Raw genomic sequence first — 15,383 nt, 5'->3', positions numbered from 1 at the left:
CAGGTGTCCTTATGCATCTTTATGCTGGGCATGGAATTCGTCATAGGCCTCGACGATGCGGGCCACCAGCGGGTGCCGCACCACGTCAACGCTGGTAAAGCGCGTCATCGCTACGCCGCGCACGTCACGCAGCACATGCTGCGCTTCGATCAGGCCGCTCTTCTGGCCGCGCGGCAGATCGATCTGCGTTGTATCGCCGGTGATCACCGCCTTGGAGCCGAAGCCGATCCGCGTGAGGAACATCTTCATCTGTTCAGGCGTGGTGTTCTGGGCTTCGTCCAGGATGATGAAGGCGTGATTGAGCGTGCGCCCGCGCATGTACGCCAGCGGCGCGATCTCGATCATCTGGCGCTCGAACATCTTCTGCGTCTTGTCGAAGCCGAGCAGATCGTACAGCGCGTCGTACAGCGGGCGCAGGTACGGGTCCACCTTTTGTGCAAGATCGCCGGGCAGGAAGCCCAGGCGTTCGCCGGCTTCCACGGCGGGGCGTGTCAGCACGATGCGCTTGATGGCGTCGCGCTCCAGCGCGTCCACCGCACAGGCCACTGCCAGATACGTCTTGCCCGTACCCGCGGGGCCGATGCCGAACGACAGGTCGTGCGAGAGGATGCTACGCAGGTACTCGCGCTGCATCGGTGTGCGGCCATGCAGATCGGTGCGCCGCGTGTGCAGCACCGGCGACAGATCATTGCCATCCGGCACGTCGGCGCTCGATTCCGGCAGGTACGCCCCGTGTGCGGCCACCTGGCGGGTTTCCACCAGGCCGAGCTGGATGTCGTCCACCGACAGCGGCTCACGCGCGGCGTTGTAGAACGTCTCCAGCGCGTTGGCCGCACCTTGTGCATTGGCGCCACGCACGGTGAACTTGCTGCCGCGCCGGTTGATGGTCACGTCCAGCGCTTGCTCGATCTGGCGCAGGTTCTCGTCCAGCGGCCCGCACAGGTTCTGCAGGCGCGTGTTGTCGTTCTTCGGCGCTGTGAATTCTGCGGTGGTGGGTTTCATCAAGTCAGGTCGTGTTGACGATCAGTGAGTCGCGCTGGCCGTACGTTGTTCCGCCACTTCGCCACGCAGCGAATGCGGGAACGCATGCACGATGCGCACGTCGAGCATCTGGCCGATCAGCTGTTCGCGGCGCGCCTGCGGCAGATCGGGCAGCGCAAAGTTGACGACTCGGTTGTTCTCGGTGCGGCCGTGCAATTCCGTCGGATCCTTGCGCGACGGGCCTTCCACCAGAATGCGCTGCACGCTGCCGACCATGCCTTGGCTAATGCGTGCTACGTTTTCTTCGATGGTCGCCTGCAAATGTTTCAGGCGTTCGAGCTTGACGGCCTGCGGCGTGTCGTCGTGCAGGTTGGCGGCCGGCGTGCCGGGGCGCGGGCTGTAGATGAAGCTGAACGACGTGTCGTAGCCGATCTCGTGGATCAGGTCCATCGTCTTGGCGAAATCCACATCGGTCTCGCCCGGGAAACCGACGATGAAGTCGGTGGCGATCGAGATGTTCGGCCGGATCGCGCGCAGCTTGCGGATGCTGCTCTTGTATTCGAGCACCGTGTAGCCACGCTTCATCGCCATCAGGATGCGGTCGGAGCCATGCTGCACGGGCAGGTGCAGGTGGTCGACCAGCTTCGGGTTGGTGGCGTACGCCTCGATCAGGCGGGTGGAGAATTCCTTCGGGTGACTGGTCGTGTAGCGGATGCGCTCGATGCCCGGAATCTCGGCGACGTATTCCAGCAGCAGCGCGAAGTCCGCCCGCTCGCTGGTATCACCCATCTTGCCGATGTAGGCGTTGACGTTCTGGCCCAGCAGCGTGACTTCACGCACACCCTGCTCGGCCAAGCCAGCCACTTCGGCCAGCACGTCGTCGAACGGGCGCGAGACTTCTTCGCCGCGCGTGTACGGCACCACGCAGTAGCTGCAGTACTTCGAGCAGCCTTCCATGATCGACACGAAGGCGGTGGCGCCATCCACGCGCGCGGGCGGAAGGTGGTCGAACTTTTCGATTTCGGGGAAGGACACGTCGACCTGCGAGCGGCCCGTACGGCGGCGCGCCGCGATCAGGTCGGGCAGGCGGTGCAGCGTCTGCGGGCCGAACACCACGTCCACGTAAGGTGCGCGCGCCACGATGGACGCGCCTTCCTGACTGGCCACGCAGCCACCTACGCCGACCACGAGATCCGGCTTGAGCGCCTTGAGTGCCTTGACGCGGCCGAGCTCGGAAAACACCTTTTCCTGCGCCTTCTCGCGCACGGAGCATGTGTTGAAGAGGATCACGTCCGCATCTTCGGGCGTGTCGGTGGGGACGAGGCCTTCAGCCGCGTTGAGCACGTCGGACATCTTGTCCGAGTCGTACTCGTTCATCTGGCAGCCGTAGGTTTTGATGAAGACTTTTTTCATGTGCCGTTCACAGTGGTTGACCTGGGGGCACGTGCTTCGTGGAGGGCTCTGACTACTGGGACTGCGCTTGCGCCTGACTTTGTGCCGCCACCGCAGCCTTGTAATCGTCATCGCTGACAACCCAGGCTGTCAGCAACTGCTGATACAGATCGAGCTGATAGCGCACCTTGAACGTCTGGCCGACCACCGAACCCGGTGGAAGCAGCCGCCCATCCAGCGACAGGATCCGCACGCCCGGGGCGAAGCGGATATCGGCGCTGGTGCTCCCAAAGCCCAACAGCAGGATGCGGACGATCCCGGTGCTGCCGGTACTCAGCGTGCCGGAGTTGGCCGAATTGATGGTCAACTGGGCTGCCGGAGCCGCCGCCGGAATGTTACGCAGCACTTGCGCATGGGACAGCAGCGGCGCTGATGCCGCAGCAACGGCAGCAAAGGCGAGGGCGAGGACTTGGCGTCGGGTGCGCATGGCGTCGTCAGGAGAAAGCCACCGCCGGGTGAGCGACCCGGCACACGAAACACGAGACAACCCGATATTGTAGCGTTCCGGGGCGAAGTCTTATAGCGCTTCGGCAATCTTGGCGGCCAAGGCCACGCCGCTCAGGAACGCGGCTTCCACGCGCGGGCCTTCGCACCAATCACCGCAGGCACCCAGGCGGGCGGCGGCGTCCCAGTGGCAGGGCATGCCGGCGGACTGCTCCACCAGTGCGTGCGGCCACAGGTGCGCGGCCATCACATCAGGCTGGGGCATGCCCGGGAAGGCTTCGGCAAAGCGGGTGTGCATGGCGTGGAGCGCCTGTTCGGGCGTGTCCTGAGCATGTGCGGCCGACCAGCCCGGCGATGCATGCACCACCCAGGATTCATCGACCATGACGCGGCCCGGCTTGGTGTTGTCACGGGCGGCCCAGGCGAGCATGTCGTCGTCGATCCGGATGCCGTCATACGGCAGGTCCAGCGGTTGCACAAAACCCATCATCAGCGCCCAGCACGGGGCGTAGTGCACCGGGGCGATGGCTTCCTGCAGCGACGCCGGCGTGGCGCCATGAAACAACGCCGGTAGTTCGGGCGCAGGCAGGGCCAGCGCGATGATGTCGGCGTGCGCGGTCTCTGTGCCGTCGCGCTCGATCGTCCAGCGCCGGCCATCGTGCGCCACACGTGTAACGGCGTGGCCGAAACGCACATCCAGTGGCGTCGCCAGGCTGCGCACCAGCGCGCCCATGCCGGGCAGGCCGACGTAGCGGGCTTCGTCGCGTGAATCGGCTTCCAGCCCATCGGCCGTGCGATGGCCCCAGCGCGCAGGCCACGGCAGCACCGAGCCTTGACGGCCGGCGGCATCTACCGCGCGGCGGAACGCCTCGCTGCGCACGTTGAACGACTGCGCGCCGTGGTCGAACGCATACGCCGGTGCGGCTTCGGGCAGCACCGTGGTGGCTAACCGGCCCCCCACACCGCCCGCGCGCTCATAGACCGTGGTGGCAATGCCTTCTGCGGCAAGCGCGTTGGCACAGGCAACACCGGCAATGCCGGCTCCGACGATGGCGATGGAAGGCTGGCTCATGGATGAGAGATGGGTGTGGGGCGGGGGAATCCGGAAATCGGCGCGTCAATCAGCGCGTAATAGTCCGCCATGATATCGGGTCGCGCCCCAATGAAAAACGCCACCCGGAGGTGGCGTTTGCCATGGCGCAATTCTGCGGCTTAGAACTTGTAACCCACGGCCAGCCCGAACACGACCGGGTCGACCTTGATGTCGGTCTTATTGACCGCCAGCACCTGGCCTTGCTGGCTGCGGATCGTGATGGTGGAGGTCGTCTTCAGCGGCAGATACGACACCGTGCCGATGGCGGTCCAGTTCTTGGCGAACTCATACGACACGCCCACGTTGGCGACGGGCGTCCACGAGCTGGACGTTTCCGCCGTCACCTTGGCCGGGCCCGTCGGAACCTGGCCCATGCCGAGCTGCAGCACCTGCCCCAGATTTTGCAGGCCGTTGACGAAGTTTTGATTCAGCTTCAGGTTGGTAAAGAAGTTGTAGCTGACGCCTGCGCCGACAAACGGGCGCAGCTTGCTTTCCTTGGTGCCGAAGTAGTACTGCGCGACGATCGCCGGGCTCCATTCACGCACGGTGGCGACCGGGTTGTTTTGCGGCAGGCCCAGGTTGATCAGCGTCAGCGGTCCGACAACCGGCACCGGCGCGATCACATTGCCGCTGCCATACAGGTTGAACTTGGGAGGCACGCCACCCACGAACGTACCGGCGATGTTGTCGGTAAAGAAGTGCGTGAACGTGAGCGACAGCGTATTCGCGTTACTGACTTTCACGTCAGTTCCTGGCGACTGGTAGGTGCCCAGGCCCAGCGCGCTGGTGGTGGTGGTCAGCGGCGTGGCCGAATCCATCGGGCGAATGTAGAACCAGCCCAGTGCCATGACGTTACGGCCCCAGACGTAGTTGTCCATGAAACCGCTGAAGCCGCCACCGCTGCTAGTGCCACTGCCGCTACCGCTGCTGGCGCTTGCGGCCACATTGGCCTCTGCGGTGGATTGGGCGTGAGCCAGGGGGGCAGCAAGTGTGCTGGCGGCAGCGCAGGCAAGGGCTGCAGCAAGGCGGCGGGCGGTGCGGTTCATGTGGTTGTCTCTCTGGATTGGATTGTTATCACGCCTTGGTGTGGCGATTTGTGTTTCCGCAGCATAACGCAGCGCTTTTGTTCGGTTGCGCCGCGATGATCGAAGTTTTCCTCTAGCGTGTACGCACGCAACAAGGGGTTTCCCCTAGTCTCGTTTCATACTCTCCACCGGTCGGCGGAGCCTTGACCCACAACGGTCTCCGGGCGGCAGTCTAAAATTTGTACTCCGGATTTTTAGGGTTGAAAGTCTGGTCGTTCCAGGTCTTGCGCGTCACGCTCTCAATAACGATTTTCTCGAGCTGATTTCCTGATTCGTCCCACGCTTCTTCAATGCGCACCCACGGGTTTTTGAGGTCGAAATACAGGCGTACGCGCTTGGCGTAGAACGTGGGTGGTCCACTTGGCGCATCCCACGTCAGCCGCAGCATGCGCTCACCGTCTTCGGTCACCATCTTGGCTTCACTGAACTTGCCGCTGCCGCCGGCTGCCAAGTGGGCACGTCCGTCGCGTTCGAGCGTATCGACGATGAACTGCAGCCCCAGCTCGCGCGCCGTGTGGTTCGACTGCGATCTGGCCAGCGAGCCATCCAGCGCACTCCAGATCGCCACGAAACCGACGAGCCCGCCAAGGTGGCCGTACATCTCATCCTTGCGCACGGTTTCGTCGTAGATGATTTCCTGACCGGCGTGCGAACCGCCTTTGAGCCAACGCGCGTAGACCTGGCGCGGCGCATTGCGATAGCGGATCAGCATGAGCGCCGGTTGGCTTTGCCACTGGTCTTTGACGCGTTCCTGGCGGCGCATGCGGTATTCATATTCCGGCAGCTTGGCCACCTCAGCCTTGAGCCAGCGCACCAGCGTTTCGGGTTTCATGGCTTGCGCCATGGCGATGACGTCTTCGTCAGACCAGCCCGCAAACGCGTTAGCGTGGACCTGGCTGCCGAGCCAAGCCGTCTGTCTGGCGATGTCCATGGCGGCAAAGCTGGCGATGGCCGCCGATTGCGATGCGGCGGTCGGTGCGGCCGCGGCAGGCGCGGAAGCCTCCGGCGCTGCAGGCTGGGCCCAGGCGTGTGCGGCGCCGGCCAGCACCGTGGCCAGGGCGAGGGTACGCAACTGCATACAGGTCTCCGATGTTGGCGTTATTGCTGCACCTGCGCACGGGCGCGCTTGATGTCCGGATCGGCATCGCGCAACTCGCGGCGCAGGATCTTGCCCACAGTCGACTTGGGCAATTCCTCATGGCGGAACTCGACGATGCGCGGCATCTTGTAGCCGGTCAAATGGGCGCGGCAGTGTTCGAGCAGCGCGGGCTCGGTCAGGGCGCCCGTGCGCGGCACCACGATGATCTTCACGCGCTCGCCCGCTACCGGATCGGGCACGCCAATGGCCGCCACCTCCAGCACCTCAGGATGCAGTGCCACCACGTCTTCGATCTCGTTCGGGTACACGTTGAAACCCGAGACCAAGATCATGTCTTTCTTGCGGTCGATCAGGCGGATGTAGCCGTTGGCGTCCATCACACCAATGTCGCCGGTGGAGAACCAGCCCTCGGCATCGATGGATTTGGCAGTTTCATCGGGGCGCTGCCAGTAGCCGCGCATGACTTGCGGCCCACGCACCTGCAGTTCGCCCGGTTCGCCCAGCGGGGCGATCGTGCCGTCGTCGCGCTTGAAGCGTACTTCGGTGGACGGCGCGGGCAGCCCGATCGTGCCGCTGAATTCGGTTACGTGCGGCGGGTTCATCGACACGACTGGCGAGCATTCCGTCAGCCCGTAGCCTTCAACGATGGTATGGCCCGTCACCTCTTTCCAGCGCTGCGCGATCGCCCGCTGCACCGCCATGCCACCACCGATGGTGATCTTCATGGCCGAGAAATCGCGCTTGGCAAAGTCGGGATCTTCCAGCAGTGCATTGAACAACGTGTTCACGCCCGCAATGCCCGAGAAGCGCTCGTTGCGCAGGATGAAAATCACGCGCTTGGTGTCACGCGGATTGGCGATCAGGATATTGCGCCCACCCAGCGTCATGAACATCAGCAGGTTCACCGTGAGCGAGAAGATGTGATACAGCGGCAACAGCGTGACATTGGTTTCCACGCCGCCGTTGAGCATGCTCTTGGACCACTCTTCGGCCTGCAGCAGGTTGGCGATGATGTTGCGGTGAGTAAGCATCGCGCCCTTGGCCACACCCGTGGTGCCGCCGGTGTATTGCAGGAAGGCGATGTCTTCCGGCGCCAGTTGTACTGGTTGCATTGCGCGTGAGCTGCCCCCGGCCAACGCATCGCGCAGCCAGACCGGCGAAGGCAGTTTGTAGGGCGGCACTTGCTTCTGCACGTGGCGCATCACGAAGTTCAGCGCGCGGCCCTTGAGGTTGAGTGCACCGCCCATCAGGTCGCCAATGCCGGTAATGACGATGTTGCGGATCTCGCTGCCGGGCAGCGCCTGCTCCAGCGTGCGTGCGAAGTTCTCCAGCACGACGATCGTCTGCGCGCCGGAATCGCGCAGCTGGTGCGTCAGTTCCGGCACCGTGTACAGCGGGTTGACGTTGACGACGATGGCGCCGGCCAGCAGCGTGCCGAACAGGCACACGGGGTACTGCAGGCTGTTGGGCAACATGATCGCTACGCGGTCGCCCTTCTTCACGCCGCGCGATTGCAGCCACGCCGCAAACTGCTTGGCCTGGCGTTCGCATTCGTCGTAGGTCATCTCGGTGCCGACGCTCACGTAGGCGACGCGGGTGCGGTACTTCTCCACCGATTCGCGAAACACCTCGACCAGCGAGTGATAGCGATCGGGATTGATTTCGGCGGGTACGCCCTCGGGGTACGACTTCAGCCAGATGCGGTCGGTAAGGCTGTTGCGGTCGGCAACGGTGTTCATGGTGTCTCCGTCCATGAAAAACGCGGCGTGGTTTTGTTATGTGCCGCGCGGGTTCTCGGGTCGGGCCGTTCCCGTATTGGCCCGAAGGTTCAATGCGACATCGTTTCGGGGCGCTCCAGAATGGCGACGACACCTTGTCCGCCAGCGGCACAGATCGACACCAGCCCGCGCCCGCTGCCGCGCTGTGCCAGCATCTTGGCCAGCGTGGCGACAATGCGGCCGCCCGTGGCGGCAAACGGATGACCCGTGCCCAGCGAGCTGCCGTTCACGTTGAGCTTGCTGCGGTCGATGCTGCCCATGGGGCCGCTGCGGCCGAGCTTCTCGCGGCAGTATTCCGGCGACTCCCATGCCGCCAGTGTGCACAGCACTTGTGCGGCAAAGGCTTCGTGGATCTCGTAGTAGTCGAAATCCTGCAGCGTGAGCCCCGCGCGTTGCAGCATGCGCGACACGGCGTAGGCCGGCGCCATCAGCAGCCCCTCGTTTTGCTCGGGCGTGCCGCTGAAGAAATCGACGGCGGCCGTATCCGCGCAGGTCATGTAGGCGAGCACGGGCAGGTTGTGCGCGCGGGCCCAGTCCTCGCTCGCGAGCAGCACGCACGATGCGCCGTCGGTGAGCGGCGTGGAGTTGCCGGCGGTCATGGTGCCGGCCGCGCTGCGGTCGAATACCGGCTGCAGCTTCGCCAGTTGCTCGATGGTCAGGTTGCTGCGCAGGTTGTTGTCGCGATCGAGCCCGAGGTGGGCGGTCATCAAGTCGGTGAAGAAGCCGCGCTTGTAGGCGGCCGTGAGGTTGTGGTGGCTGCGCAGGGCCAGCGCGTCCTGATCTTCGCGGCGGATGCCCCAGCGCTTGGCCATCAACTCGCAGTGTTCGCCCATTGACAGGCCGGTGCGCGGTTCGCTGTTGCGCGGCAGCAAGGGGCGCACAAACATCGACGGCCGCAGCCCGGCCAGCGCCTTGACGCGCGCGCTGGTGGATTTGGCGCGGTTGGCCTCCAGCAGGATCTTGCGCATCTTCTCGTTGAGCCCAACGGGCGCATCGGACGTGGTATCCGTGCCGCCGGCAATGCCCACATCGATCTGCCCCAGCGCGATCTTGTTGGCGACGAGGATGGCGGCTTCCAGACCCGTGCCGCATGCCTGCTGGATGTCGTACGCGGGTGTCTGCTTGGCAAGCGTGGTTGAGAGCACCGTTTCGCGCGTGAGGTTGAAATCGCGCGCGTGCTTGATGACGGCGCCAGCCACGACTTCATCCAGGCGCTGGCCGTGCAGGTTGAAGCGGTCGATCAGGCCCTGCAGCGCGGCGGTCAGCATCTGCTGGTTCGACGCCGTGGCGTAGGCCGTGTTCGAGCGGGCAAACGGAATGCGGTTACCCCCGAGGATGGCGACGCGGCGTACCTGCGCGTTGACGAGCATGAATTCAGTCTCCCGTGTTTTCTTGTTGTGCCTGCGGCAACGTCAGCATGCCGCGCAGATAGGGTTTGTCGCCCGCGGCGTTGCGCACTTCAAATGCGCGGCCGGGCGCGGCCTCGTGGGCCTGCCACAGCGTCGCCGCCCCCGGCAGCGACAGCGGCGTCTTGAATTCGGCCACCACTTCGCCTTGCGTGAGCGGTGCGGCGGGCAGCAGCGCGGCCAGCGCACGGGCCTTCGTCCACATGCCGTGGGCGATGGGGTGCGCAAAGCCAAACAGCTTCGCGCCGATGCTGGATACGTGGATGGGGTTCCAGTCGCCCGACACGCCGGCGTAGCGTCGGCCGGTATCGGCGGGCACGTCCCAATGGCCGATGGGCGACAACTCCTGCGCATTTGGCAGCCCGATCAACGGTGCGCCCTGCGGAGAAGACACCCCCACGCGCAGGTAGGTGGAAAGCGATTCCCATATCACCGTACGGCCCCTGATGACGGCCGTCTCAATAGCGAACGCCTGCCCGCGTGCATGGTGGAACAACCGGCGCGGGCGTACTTCCACGCGCACCCGCTCACCTGCCTGCAGAGGCTGGTGCTGGCGGATCGTGTTGCACAGGTGCACCAGGCCGATCACCGGATAGGGAAACGCCGATTCCGTCATCAGCATGAGCTGCAGCGGAAAGCCCAGAAGATGCGGATACGTCATCGGCACGCCATGCGCGGAGGAGAAGCCGCACACCGCTGCGTACTGCGCGATGTGCTCCGCTTCGAGCGGCACTTCCTGCCGCACCAGGGTGTGGCGCGGCAACGGGCCACCGCGCCTGCCCTTGCGTTGCGACAGCAACGCGCGCCAGGCCAGTGCACCCGGCGACGGCGGCTCGGTCACCAGCGTCTGGGTTGCGATCATCGGGGAGTGCAGGGCTAGCGAGCGCATGGTTGCGTCAGGCTCCCAGCAGACTTTGTCCGCACACGCGCACGATGTTGCCTGTCACACCGTTCGACGCGGGGTTGGCGAACCACGCAATTGTCTCGGCCACGTCGACCGGCTGGCCGCCCTGGCTCATCGCGTTCATGCGGCGGCCGGCTTCGCGGATGGCAAACGGCACGGCCGCTGTCATCTGCGTTTCGATAAAGCCGGGCGCAACGGCGTTGATGGTGATGCCGCGTTCGGCCAGCAACGGTGCGCCGGCCTGCACGAGGCCAATTACGCCAGCCTTGGACGTTGCATAGTTGGTCTGCCCCAGGTTGCCCGCAATGCCGCTGATGGACGACACGCACACGATGGCCCCGCCCGCATGCAGCGCATTGGCCGCAAGCAGCGCGTCGTTGATGCGCAACTGCGCGGTGAGGTTGATATCCAGCACGCTGCGCCACGCGGGTTCGGTCATGCGGGCGATGGTCTTGTCGCGCGTGATGCCCGCGTTGTGCACCAGGATGTCGATGCCGCCCAATGCGGCAAGTTGCTGCGCGAGTAGCGCGGGCGTTTCGGGCGCAGCAATGTCGTACGCCATGGCTTCACCGCCGATTTCCTGCGCGACCGCGTTCAGCGCTTCCTGCGCGGCGGGCACATCCAGACAAAGTACGCGCGCACCGTCACGCGCCAGCACGTGCGCAATGGCCGCACCGATGCCGCGCGAGGCGCCTGTCACCAGCGCGGTGCGCCCGGCCAACGGCTTCTGCCAATCCACCGAGACCGCTGCGGCGCGATGCACGCGCACCACTTGCCCCGACACATACGCCGAGCGCGCCGACAGCAGAAAGCGCAGCGTCGATGCGGCTACGTTTTCCGCACCCTCCGCTACGTAGACGAGCTGCGCCGTGCAGCCGCGCCGGACTTCCTTGCCGAGCGATCGCGTCAGTCCTTCCAGCGCGCGCTGCGCGATCGCCGCCTCGGGCGTCTTGCAGCCCTCCGGTGGACGCCCGATCACCACTACGCGCCCACAACGGCCGATGGCCCGGACGCCATCGTGGAACACTTGATACAGCGCATCGAGGCCTTCGACCGTCGCAATGCCCGTGGCGTCGAAGACGATGCCGCCAATGCGATCGAACGCGTCGCCGTCCTTGCCCGTGGGCGCGACAAAGCGGCCCGTGATCTGCCCGTGCCGGTTGGCAGCGCCAAGCCATTCCGGATCGCTTTCATGAAAGCGCGTGGGTACGCCGGCCTCGGCAAACAGCGCGGCGAGCGTCTCGCGCATGGAGCCGCCCGGCGCTGCGCCCACCAGGAACGGCCCGACAAATTCCGGTTCGCCGGGCACATAACGGCGCAACGGCACCGGCTGCGGCAGGCCGAGGTTGGCCGACAGCCACTTGCCGAAACCGGAACCGACGAAATCGAGGTACTTGTCTTGCATCGTTGTTGTTGTCGTTGGTCAGGCCCGGACCCTCAGGCTGCGCGGCGCTCAGCGGCCTGCAGGGCATCGAGCGCATCCTTGCGGCGCTGCAGGTCGGCCATCAGGTTGAAGTCGGGCGGGAAGTCGTCCACGGCGACTGCGTGCTCACCGTAGCGCGCGTAGTCGCACAGCTGCTTGCGTTCGCTCTCGTCGATGAGGTTTTGTGCCACGGCTTGTGCGGTCCAGGCTTCGAAGTCGGGCAGGCTCTGCGGCACGGGCGGCAGCTTGCCTGCGCGGATGGCCGGTTTCAAGCGTTGCTCGATTGCGTCCACGGCCGGTTGGAGGCGGAAGGCCGCTTCGCCGTAGGCAATCGGGTCGACCTCGGGCGACGGGCAGTACGAGTCGGCCAGCAGGCGATCGCGCACGGCGCCCGGCGTTTGCATCAGCTCGGCAACCTGCGCAGCCAGCGCATCCGACGGCTTGCGATACGGCGTGCCGAACGGGAAGATCAGCGCACGCAGCAGCGCCGCGATGCCCGCGTTCGGGAAGTTGGCCAGCACGCCGTTGAGCGCATCGTGTGCCTTCACCAGCGCGTCCTGCACGGACCAATGCACGAGCGGCGCGTCTTCTGCAGGGCGGCCCTCATCTTCAAAGCGCTTGAGCGTGGAAGAGATCAGATACATCTGCGAGAGGATGTCGCCCAGCCGCCCGGTGATGCTTTCGCGGCGCTTGAGTGTGCCGCCCAGCGTGAACATCGACACATCGGACAGCAGCGCCAGCGCGGTCGAGAAGCGGTTCACGGCTTGGTAGTAGCGCTGCATTTCCGGTGCGGCATTGCCCGGTGCCGGCGCCACGCGGCCGCCGGAGAGCGCGTGCAGGAACGCACGCACCAGGTTGCCTGCGATGAACGCGCCGTGGCCGAACAGCGCCGTATCGAACGCCTGCAGCGTCTCGGGTGAATCGGCACCTTGCGCGGCCGTCATCTCACGCAGCACATACGGATGGCAGCGGATCACGCCCTGTCCGAAGATGATCAGGCAGCGCGTCATGATGTTCGCGCCTTCCACCGTGATGGCAATCGGCACTTGCTGATATGCACGCGCAAGGAAGTTGTTCGGCCCCATGCAGATGCCCTTGCCGCCGACGATGTCCATCGCATCGGTCACCACATCGCGCGCACGTTCGGTGACGTGGTATTTGGCAATGGCGGAGATGACCGAAGGTTTCTCGCCCAGGTCCACGGCCAGCGCAGACAAACGCCGCGCCGCATCCATCATGTACAGGTTGCCGCCCATGCGGCCGAGCGCTTCCTGGATCCCTTCGAACTTGCCGATGGGCGTACGGAACTGGCGTCGCACGGCGGCATAGGCGCCGGTGCTGCGCACGGCCAGCTTGGCCATGCCCACGTTGGACGAGGGCAGCGAAATCGCCCGCCCCGCTGCCAGGCATTCCATCAGCATGCGCCAGCCGCGGCCGACCTGCGCCTCGCCGCCGATGACCCAGTCGATGGGAATGAATACGTCTTTGCCCCAGTTGGGGCCGTTCTGGAACACCGCGTTGAGCGGCCAATGGCGGCGCCCGATGTTCACACCTGGATGCTTCGTCGGGATGAGCGCGCAGGTGATGCCGGGCTCCTTGTCGCTACCGAGCAAGCCATCCGGATCGACCGCGCGAAACGCCAGCCCCAGCACCGTTGCGATGGGGCCGAGGGTGATGTAGCGCTTGCTCCACGTCACGCGAAAGCCCAGCGTCTCACGGCCTTCATGCATGCCGTGGCAGACCACGCCCACGTCGGGAATGGCTGCTGCGTCAGAGCCGGCATACGCGTTGGTCAGCGCAAAACACGGGATTTCTTCGCCGCGTGCGAGGCGCGGCAGGTAGTGGTTCTTTTGCGCTTCGGTGCCGTAGTGCAAAAGCAGCTCGGCGGGCCCCAGCGAGTTCGGCACCATGACCGACACGGCTGCGGCGGAGCAGCGCGTCGACAGTTTCATGATGACCTGCGAATGCGCGTACGCCGAGAAGCCTTTGCCGCCGTATTCCTTCGGGATGATCATGCCCAGGAAGCCGGCGCGCTTCGCATAGGCCCACGCCTCGGGCGACAGGTCCTGCCAGATCTGTGTGCTTTCCCAATCGTTGGCCAGGTCGCAGAGCTTTTCGGTTTCCACATCGAGGAAAGATTGCTCTTCCGCCGACAGGCGCGGCGGCGGCGAGGAGAGCAGTCGCGACCAGTTGGGTCGGCCGGAGAACAGTTCCGCATCCCACCAGACGGTGCCCGCTTCAATGGCGTCGCGCTCCGTTTGCGACATCTCCGGCATGATCTTGCGGAACATCGCCAACACAGGGCGCGTGATGAGTGCCCGGCGCAACGGCTTGAGCGCGAGCACCAGCGCCGGCAGCACAAAGACGATGGCGAGTACCGTGGTCAGTACCGGGCCCACCAGGCCCAGCCAGACGCCGGCCACCAGCCACACGGCGGTCGCGACCAGCCAGGCGAATGCCGAGGCTTCCATGCTGGCGAGCCCGAGCACGCCGATGCAAAGCAGGACGATCCAGATCGTCGTCATGAGGGTCTCCATTCGATGCGTCTATGTGCCGGATGTCTCGAACAGGCGGCGGCACCTGTCGAATGCCCGAGCGACTCCCGTGCCAGCACACGGGAGATCGGCGCCGGGCCTGGGTTGTCAGGCGTTAGGGCTGCGCCAAGGGCGCATCGGGTTGGCCGGGAAGATCGCGCGAGCTGCATTGCTGCGGCGAATGGCCAATGCCCGGGTGCGCGCAGAGGGCGTGGGGCCGTCGCCATCGCTGTTGTCACCGTGATGATCATCGTGCTCATCGGCGCCGAGATCATCGTGATCGTCTGCGGCATCGTCAGCGCGGGCGCGTGCGGCGGGTGTGCGGCCGAACAGGTCGCCGGCGAAGGGCGAGGCGGCGGTGGGTGTCGAGCTGCGTTCGCTGCTGCGGCCATTGCCGTGCCCTGCGTGTCGACCGGAGCCGCTATTGCCGCTGTCGTTGCCGTTGGGGGCATCGTCTGCTTGCGCGACGGGCGTGGGCACCTGTGCTTCGGCCAGTTCGACCACCTGATCGAGCGCGCCGGCCTCACCTGGCAACGGGGCGTTGAGCGTAGCCACCACCAGCGCCGTGAGGCGTGCCAGCAGCGAGGCGTCGTTCATCGTCTTGCCCTGCGTGAAGAGCGGGAGCAGGTTGTTAAGGTCGTCGCCGGCCAGCACGCCGGCGAGTGCCTTGAGCGCAAAGTGCAGGCGCCAGCCCAGTTCTGCGCGCGGCAGGTGCGGCAGCGCACGCGAAAAGGCTTCAAAGAAGCGATCGAACACCAGCGCGTAGTGGCCGAGCAGATAGTTCTGCACGAACGGCGAGGTATCGGAATACACGCGTCCCATCAGCCGCAGGAACGCAGGGCCGCCGGTGTCGGGGTTGCGCGCCATCTGGAGCGCCGGCACAAACAGCGCGCCCAGCACGTGGTCGCAGGTCAACTGCTCCTTCGTCCAGCGTTCTTCGCACGCATCCAGCAGCGCCAGCCGGCGCGTGTTGAGCGGGTCGAGCCGGCGCCCAAGCACCGACTGCATCAACGCTTCCTTGCTGCCGAAGTGATAGTTGACCGCGGCCAGATTGACCTTGGCGCGCGCCGTGATCTGCCGCAACGACATCGCCTCGTAACCGAACTCGATGAACAGCAGTTCGGTGGCTTCCAGAATGCGGCCCTTGGTGTCTCCTGCTCCAGGACGTCCCATGTCTCCTACCT

The 15,383-nt window shown here is 65.2% G+C and carries 12 protein-coding genes; all 12 read right to left on the bottom strand.

Annotated elements, in window-relative coordinates; translation table 11 throughout:
- Positions 1-9: 9 nt before the first annotated feature.
- Positions 10-1,002, bottom strand: a complete 993-nt coding sequence (locus ACEN9T_RS22100) for a PhoH family protein (protein WP_092973202.1) — start codon at positions 1,000-1,002, stop codon at positions 10-12.
- A 21-nt stretch (positions 1,003-1,023) separates the two neighbouring features.
- Positions 1,024-2,394, bottom strand: coding sequence for a tRNA (N6-isopentenyl adenosine(37)-C2)-methylthiotransferase MiaB (gene miaB / locus ACEN9T_RS22095; RefSeq protein WP_413707068.1), 1,371 nt, complete (start codon positions 2,392-2,394; stop codon positions 1,024-1,026).
- Between the two features lie 52 nt (positions 2,395-2,446).
- Entirely contained in the window at positions 2,447-2,860 is a 414-nt protein-coding gene (locus ACEN9T_RS22090; RefSeq protein ID WP_092973201.1) for a hypothetical protein, read from the bottom strand.
- Positions 2,861-2,950: 90 nt separating this feature from the next.
- On the bottom strand, positions 2,951-3,949 hold the full coding sequence (locus ACEN9T_RS22085; protein WP_413707067.1) for an NAD(P)/FAD-dependent oxidoreductase: 999 nt from the start codon (positions 3,947-3,949) through the stop codon (positions 2,951-2,953).
- A 140-nt stretch (positions 3,950-4,089) separates the two neighbouring features.
- Positions 4,090-5,016: an OmpW/AlkL family protein gene (locus tag ACEN9T_RS22080; protein ID WP_092973197.1), complete on the bottom strand. Its 927-nt coding sequence runs from the start codon at positions 5,014-5,016 to the stop codon at positions 4,090-4,092.
- 211 nt (positions 5,017-5,227) lie between these two features.
- Positions 5,228-6,133: a DUF1571 domain-containing protein gene (locus ACEN9T_RS22075; protein WP_413707066.1), complete on the bottom strand. Its 906-nt coding sequence runs from the start codon at positions 6,131-6,133 to the stop codon at positions 5,228-5,230.
- Between the two features lie 20 nt (positions 6,134-6,153).
- Positions 6,154-7,893, bottom strand: coding sequence for an AMP-binding protein (locus ACEN9T_RS22070; protein ID WP_092973193.1), 1,740 nt, complete (start codon positions 7,891-7,893; stop codon positions 6,154-6,156).
- Positions 7,894-7,982: 89 nt separating this feature from the next.
- Entirely contained in the window at positions 7,983-9,302 is a 1,320-nt protein-coding gene (locus ACEN9T_RS22065) for an acetyl-CoA C-acetyltransferase (RefSeq protein ID WP_413707065.1), read from the bottom strand.
- 4 nt (positions 9,303-9,306) lie between these two features.
- Positions 9,307-10,200 (bottom strand): MaoC/PaaZ C-terminal domain-containing protein, encoded by an 894-nt coding sequence (locus tag ACEN9T_RS22060; RefSeq protein WP_413707064.1) that lies wholly within the window; start codon positions 10,198-10,200, stop codon positions 9,307-9,309.
- A 34-nt stretch (positions 10,201-10,234) separates the two neighbouring features.
- Complete coding sequence (locus tag ACEN9T_RS22055) at positions 10,235-11,647, bottom strand: 3-oxoacyl-ACP reductase (protein ID WP_413707063.1); 1,413 nt, start codon at positions 11,645-11,647, stop codon at positions 10,235-10,237.
- Between the two features lie 32 nt (positions 11,648-11,679).
- Positions 11,680-14,190, bottom strand: coding sequence for an acyl-CoA dehydrogenase (locus ACEN9T_RS22050; protein ID WP_413707062.1), 2,511 nt, complete (start codon positions 14,188-14,190; stop codon positions 11,680-11,682).
- Between the two features lie 117 nt (positions 14,191-14,307).
- Positions 14,308-15,372 carry a TetR/AcrR family transcriptional regulator gene (locus ACEN9T_RS22045; protein ID WP_413707061.1) on the bottom strand — a complete coding sequence of 355 codons (1,065 nt, stop codon included), beginning with the start codon at positions 15,370-15,372 and terminating at the stop codon, positions 14,308-14,310.
- Between the last annotated feature and the right edge of the window lie 11 nt (positions 15,373-15,383).

It is taken from the genome of Ralstonia sp. Ralssp110, from assembly GCF_047325135.1.
In the GTDB taxonomy this organism is placed as follows: domain Bacteria; phylum Pseudomonadota; class Gammaproteobacteria; order Burkholderiales; family Burkholderiaceae; genus Ralstonia; species Ralstonia mojiangensis.
This window is presented reverse-complemented; position numbering and strand designations above follow the sequence as displayed.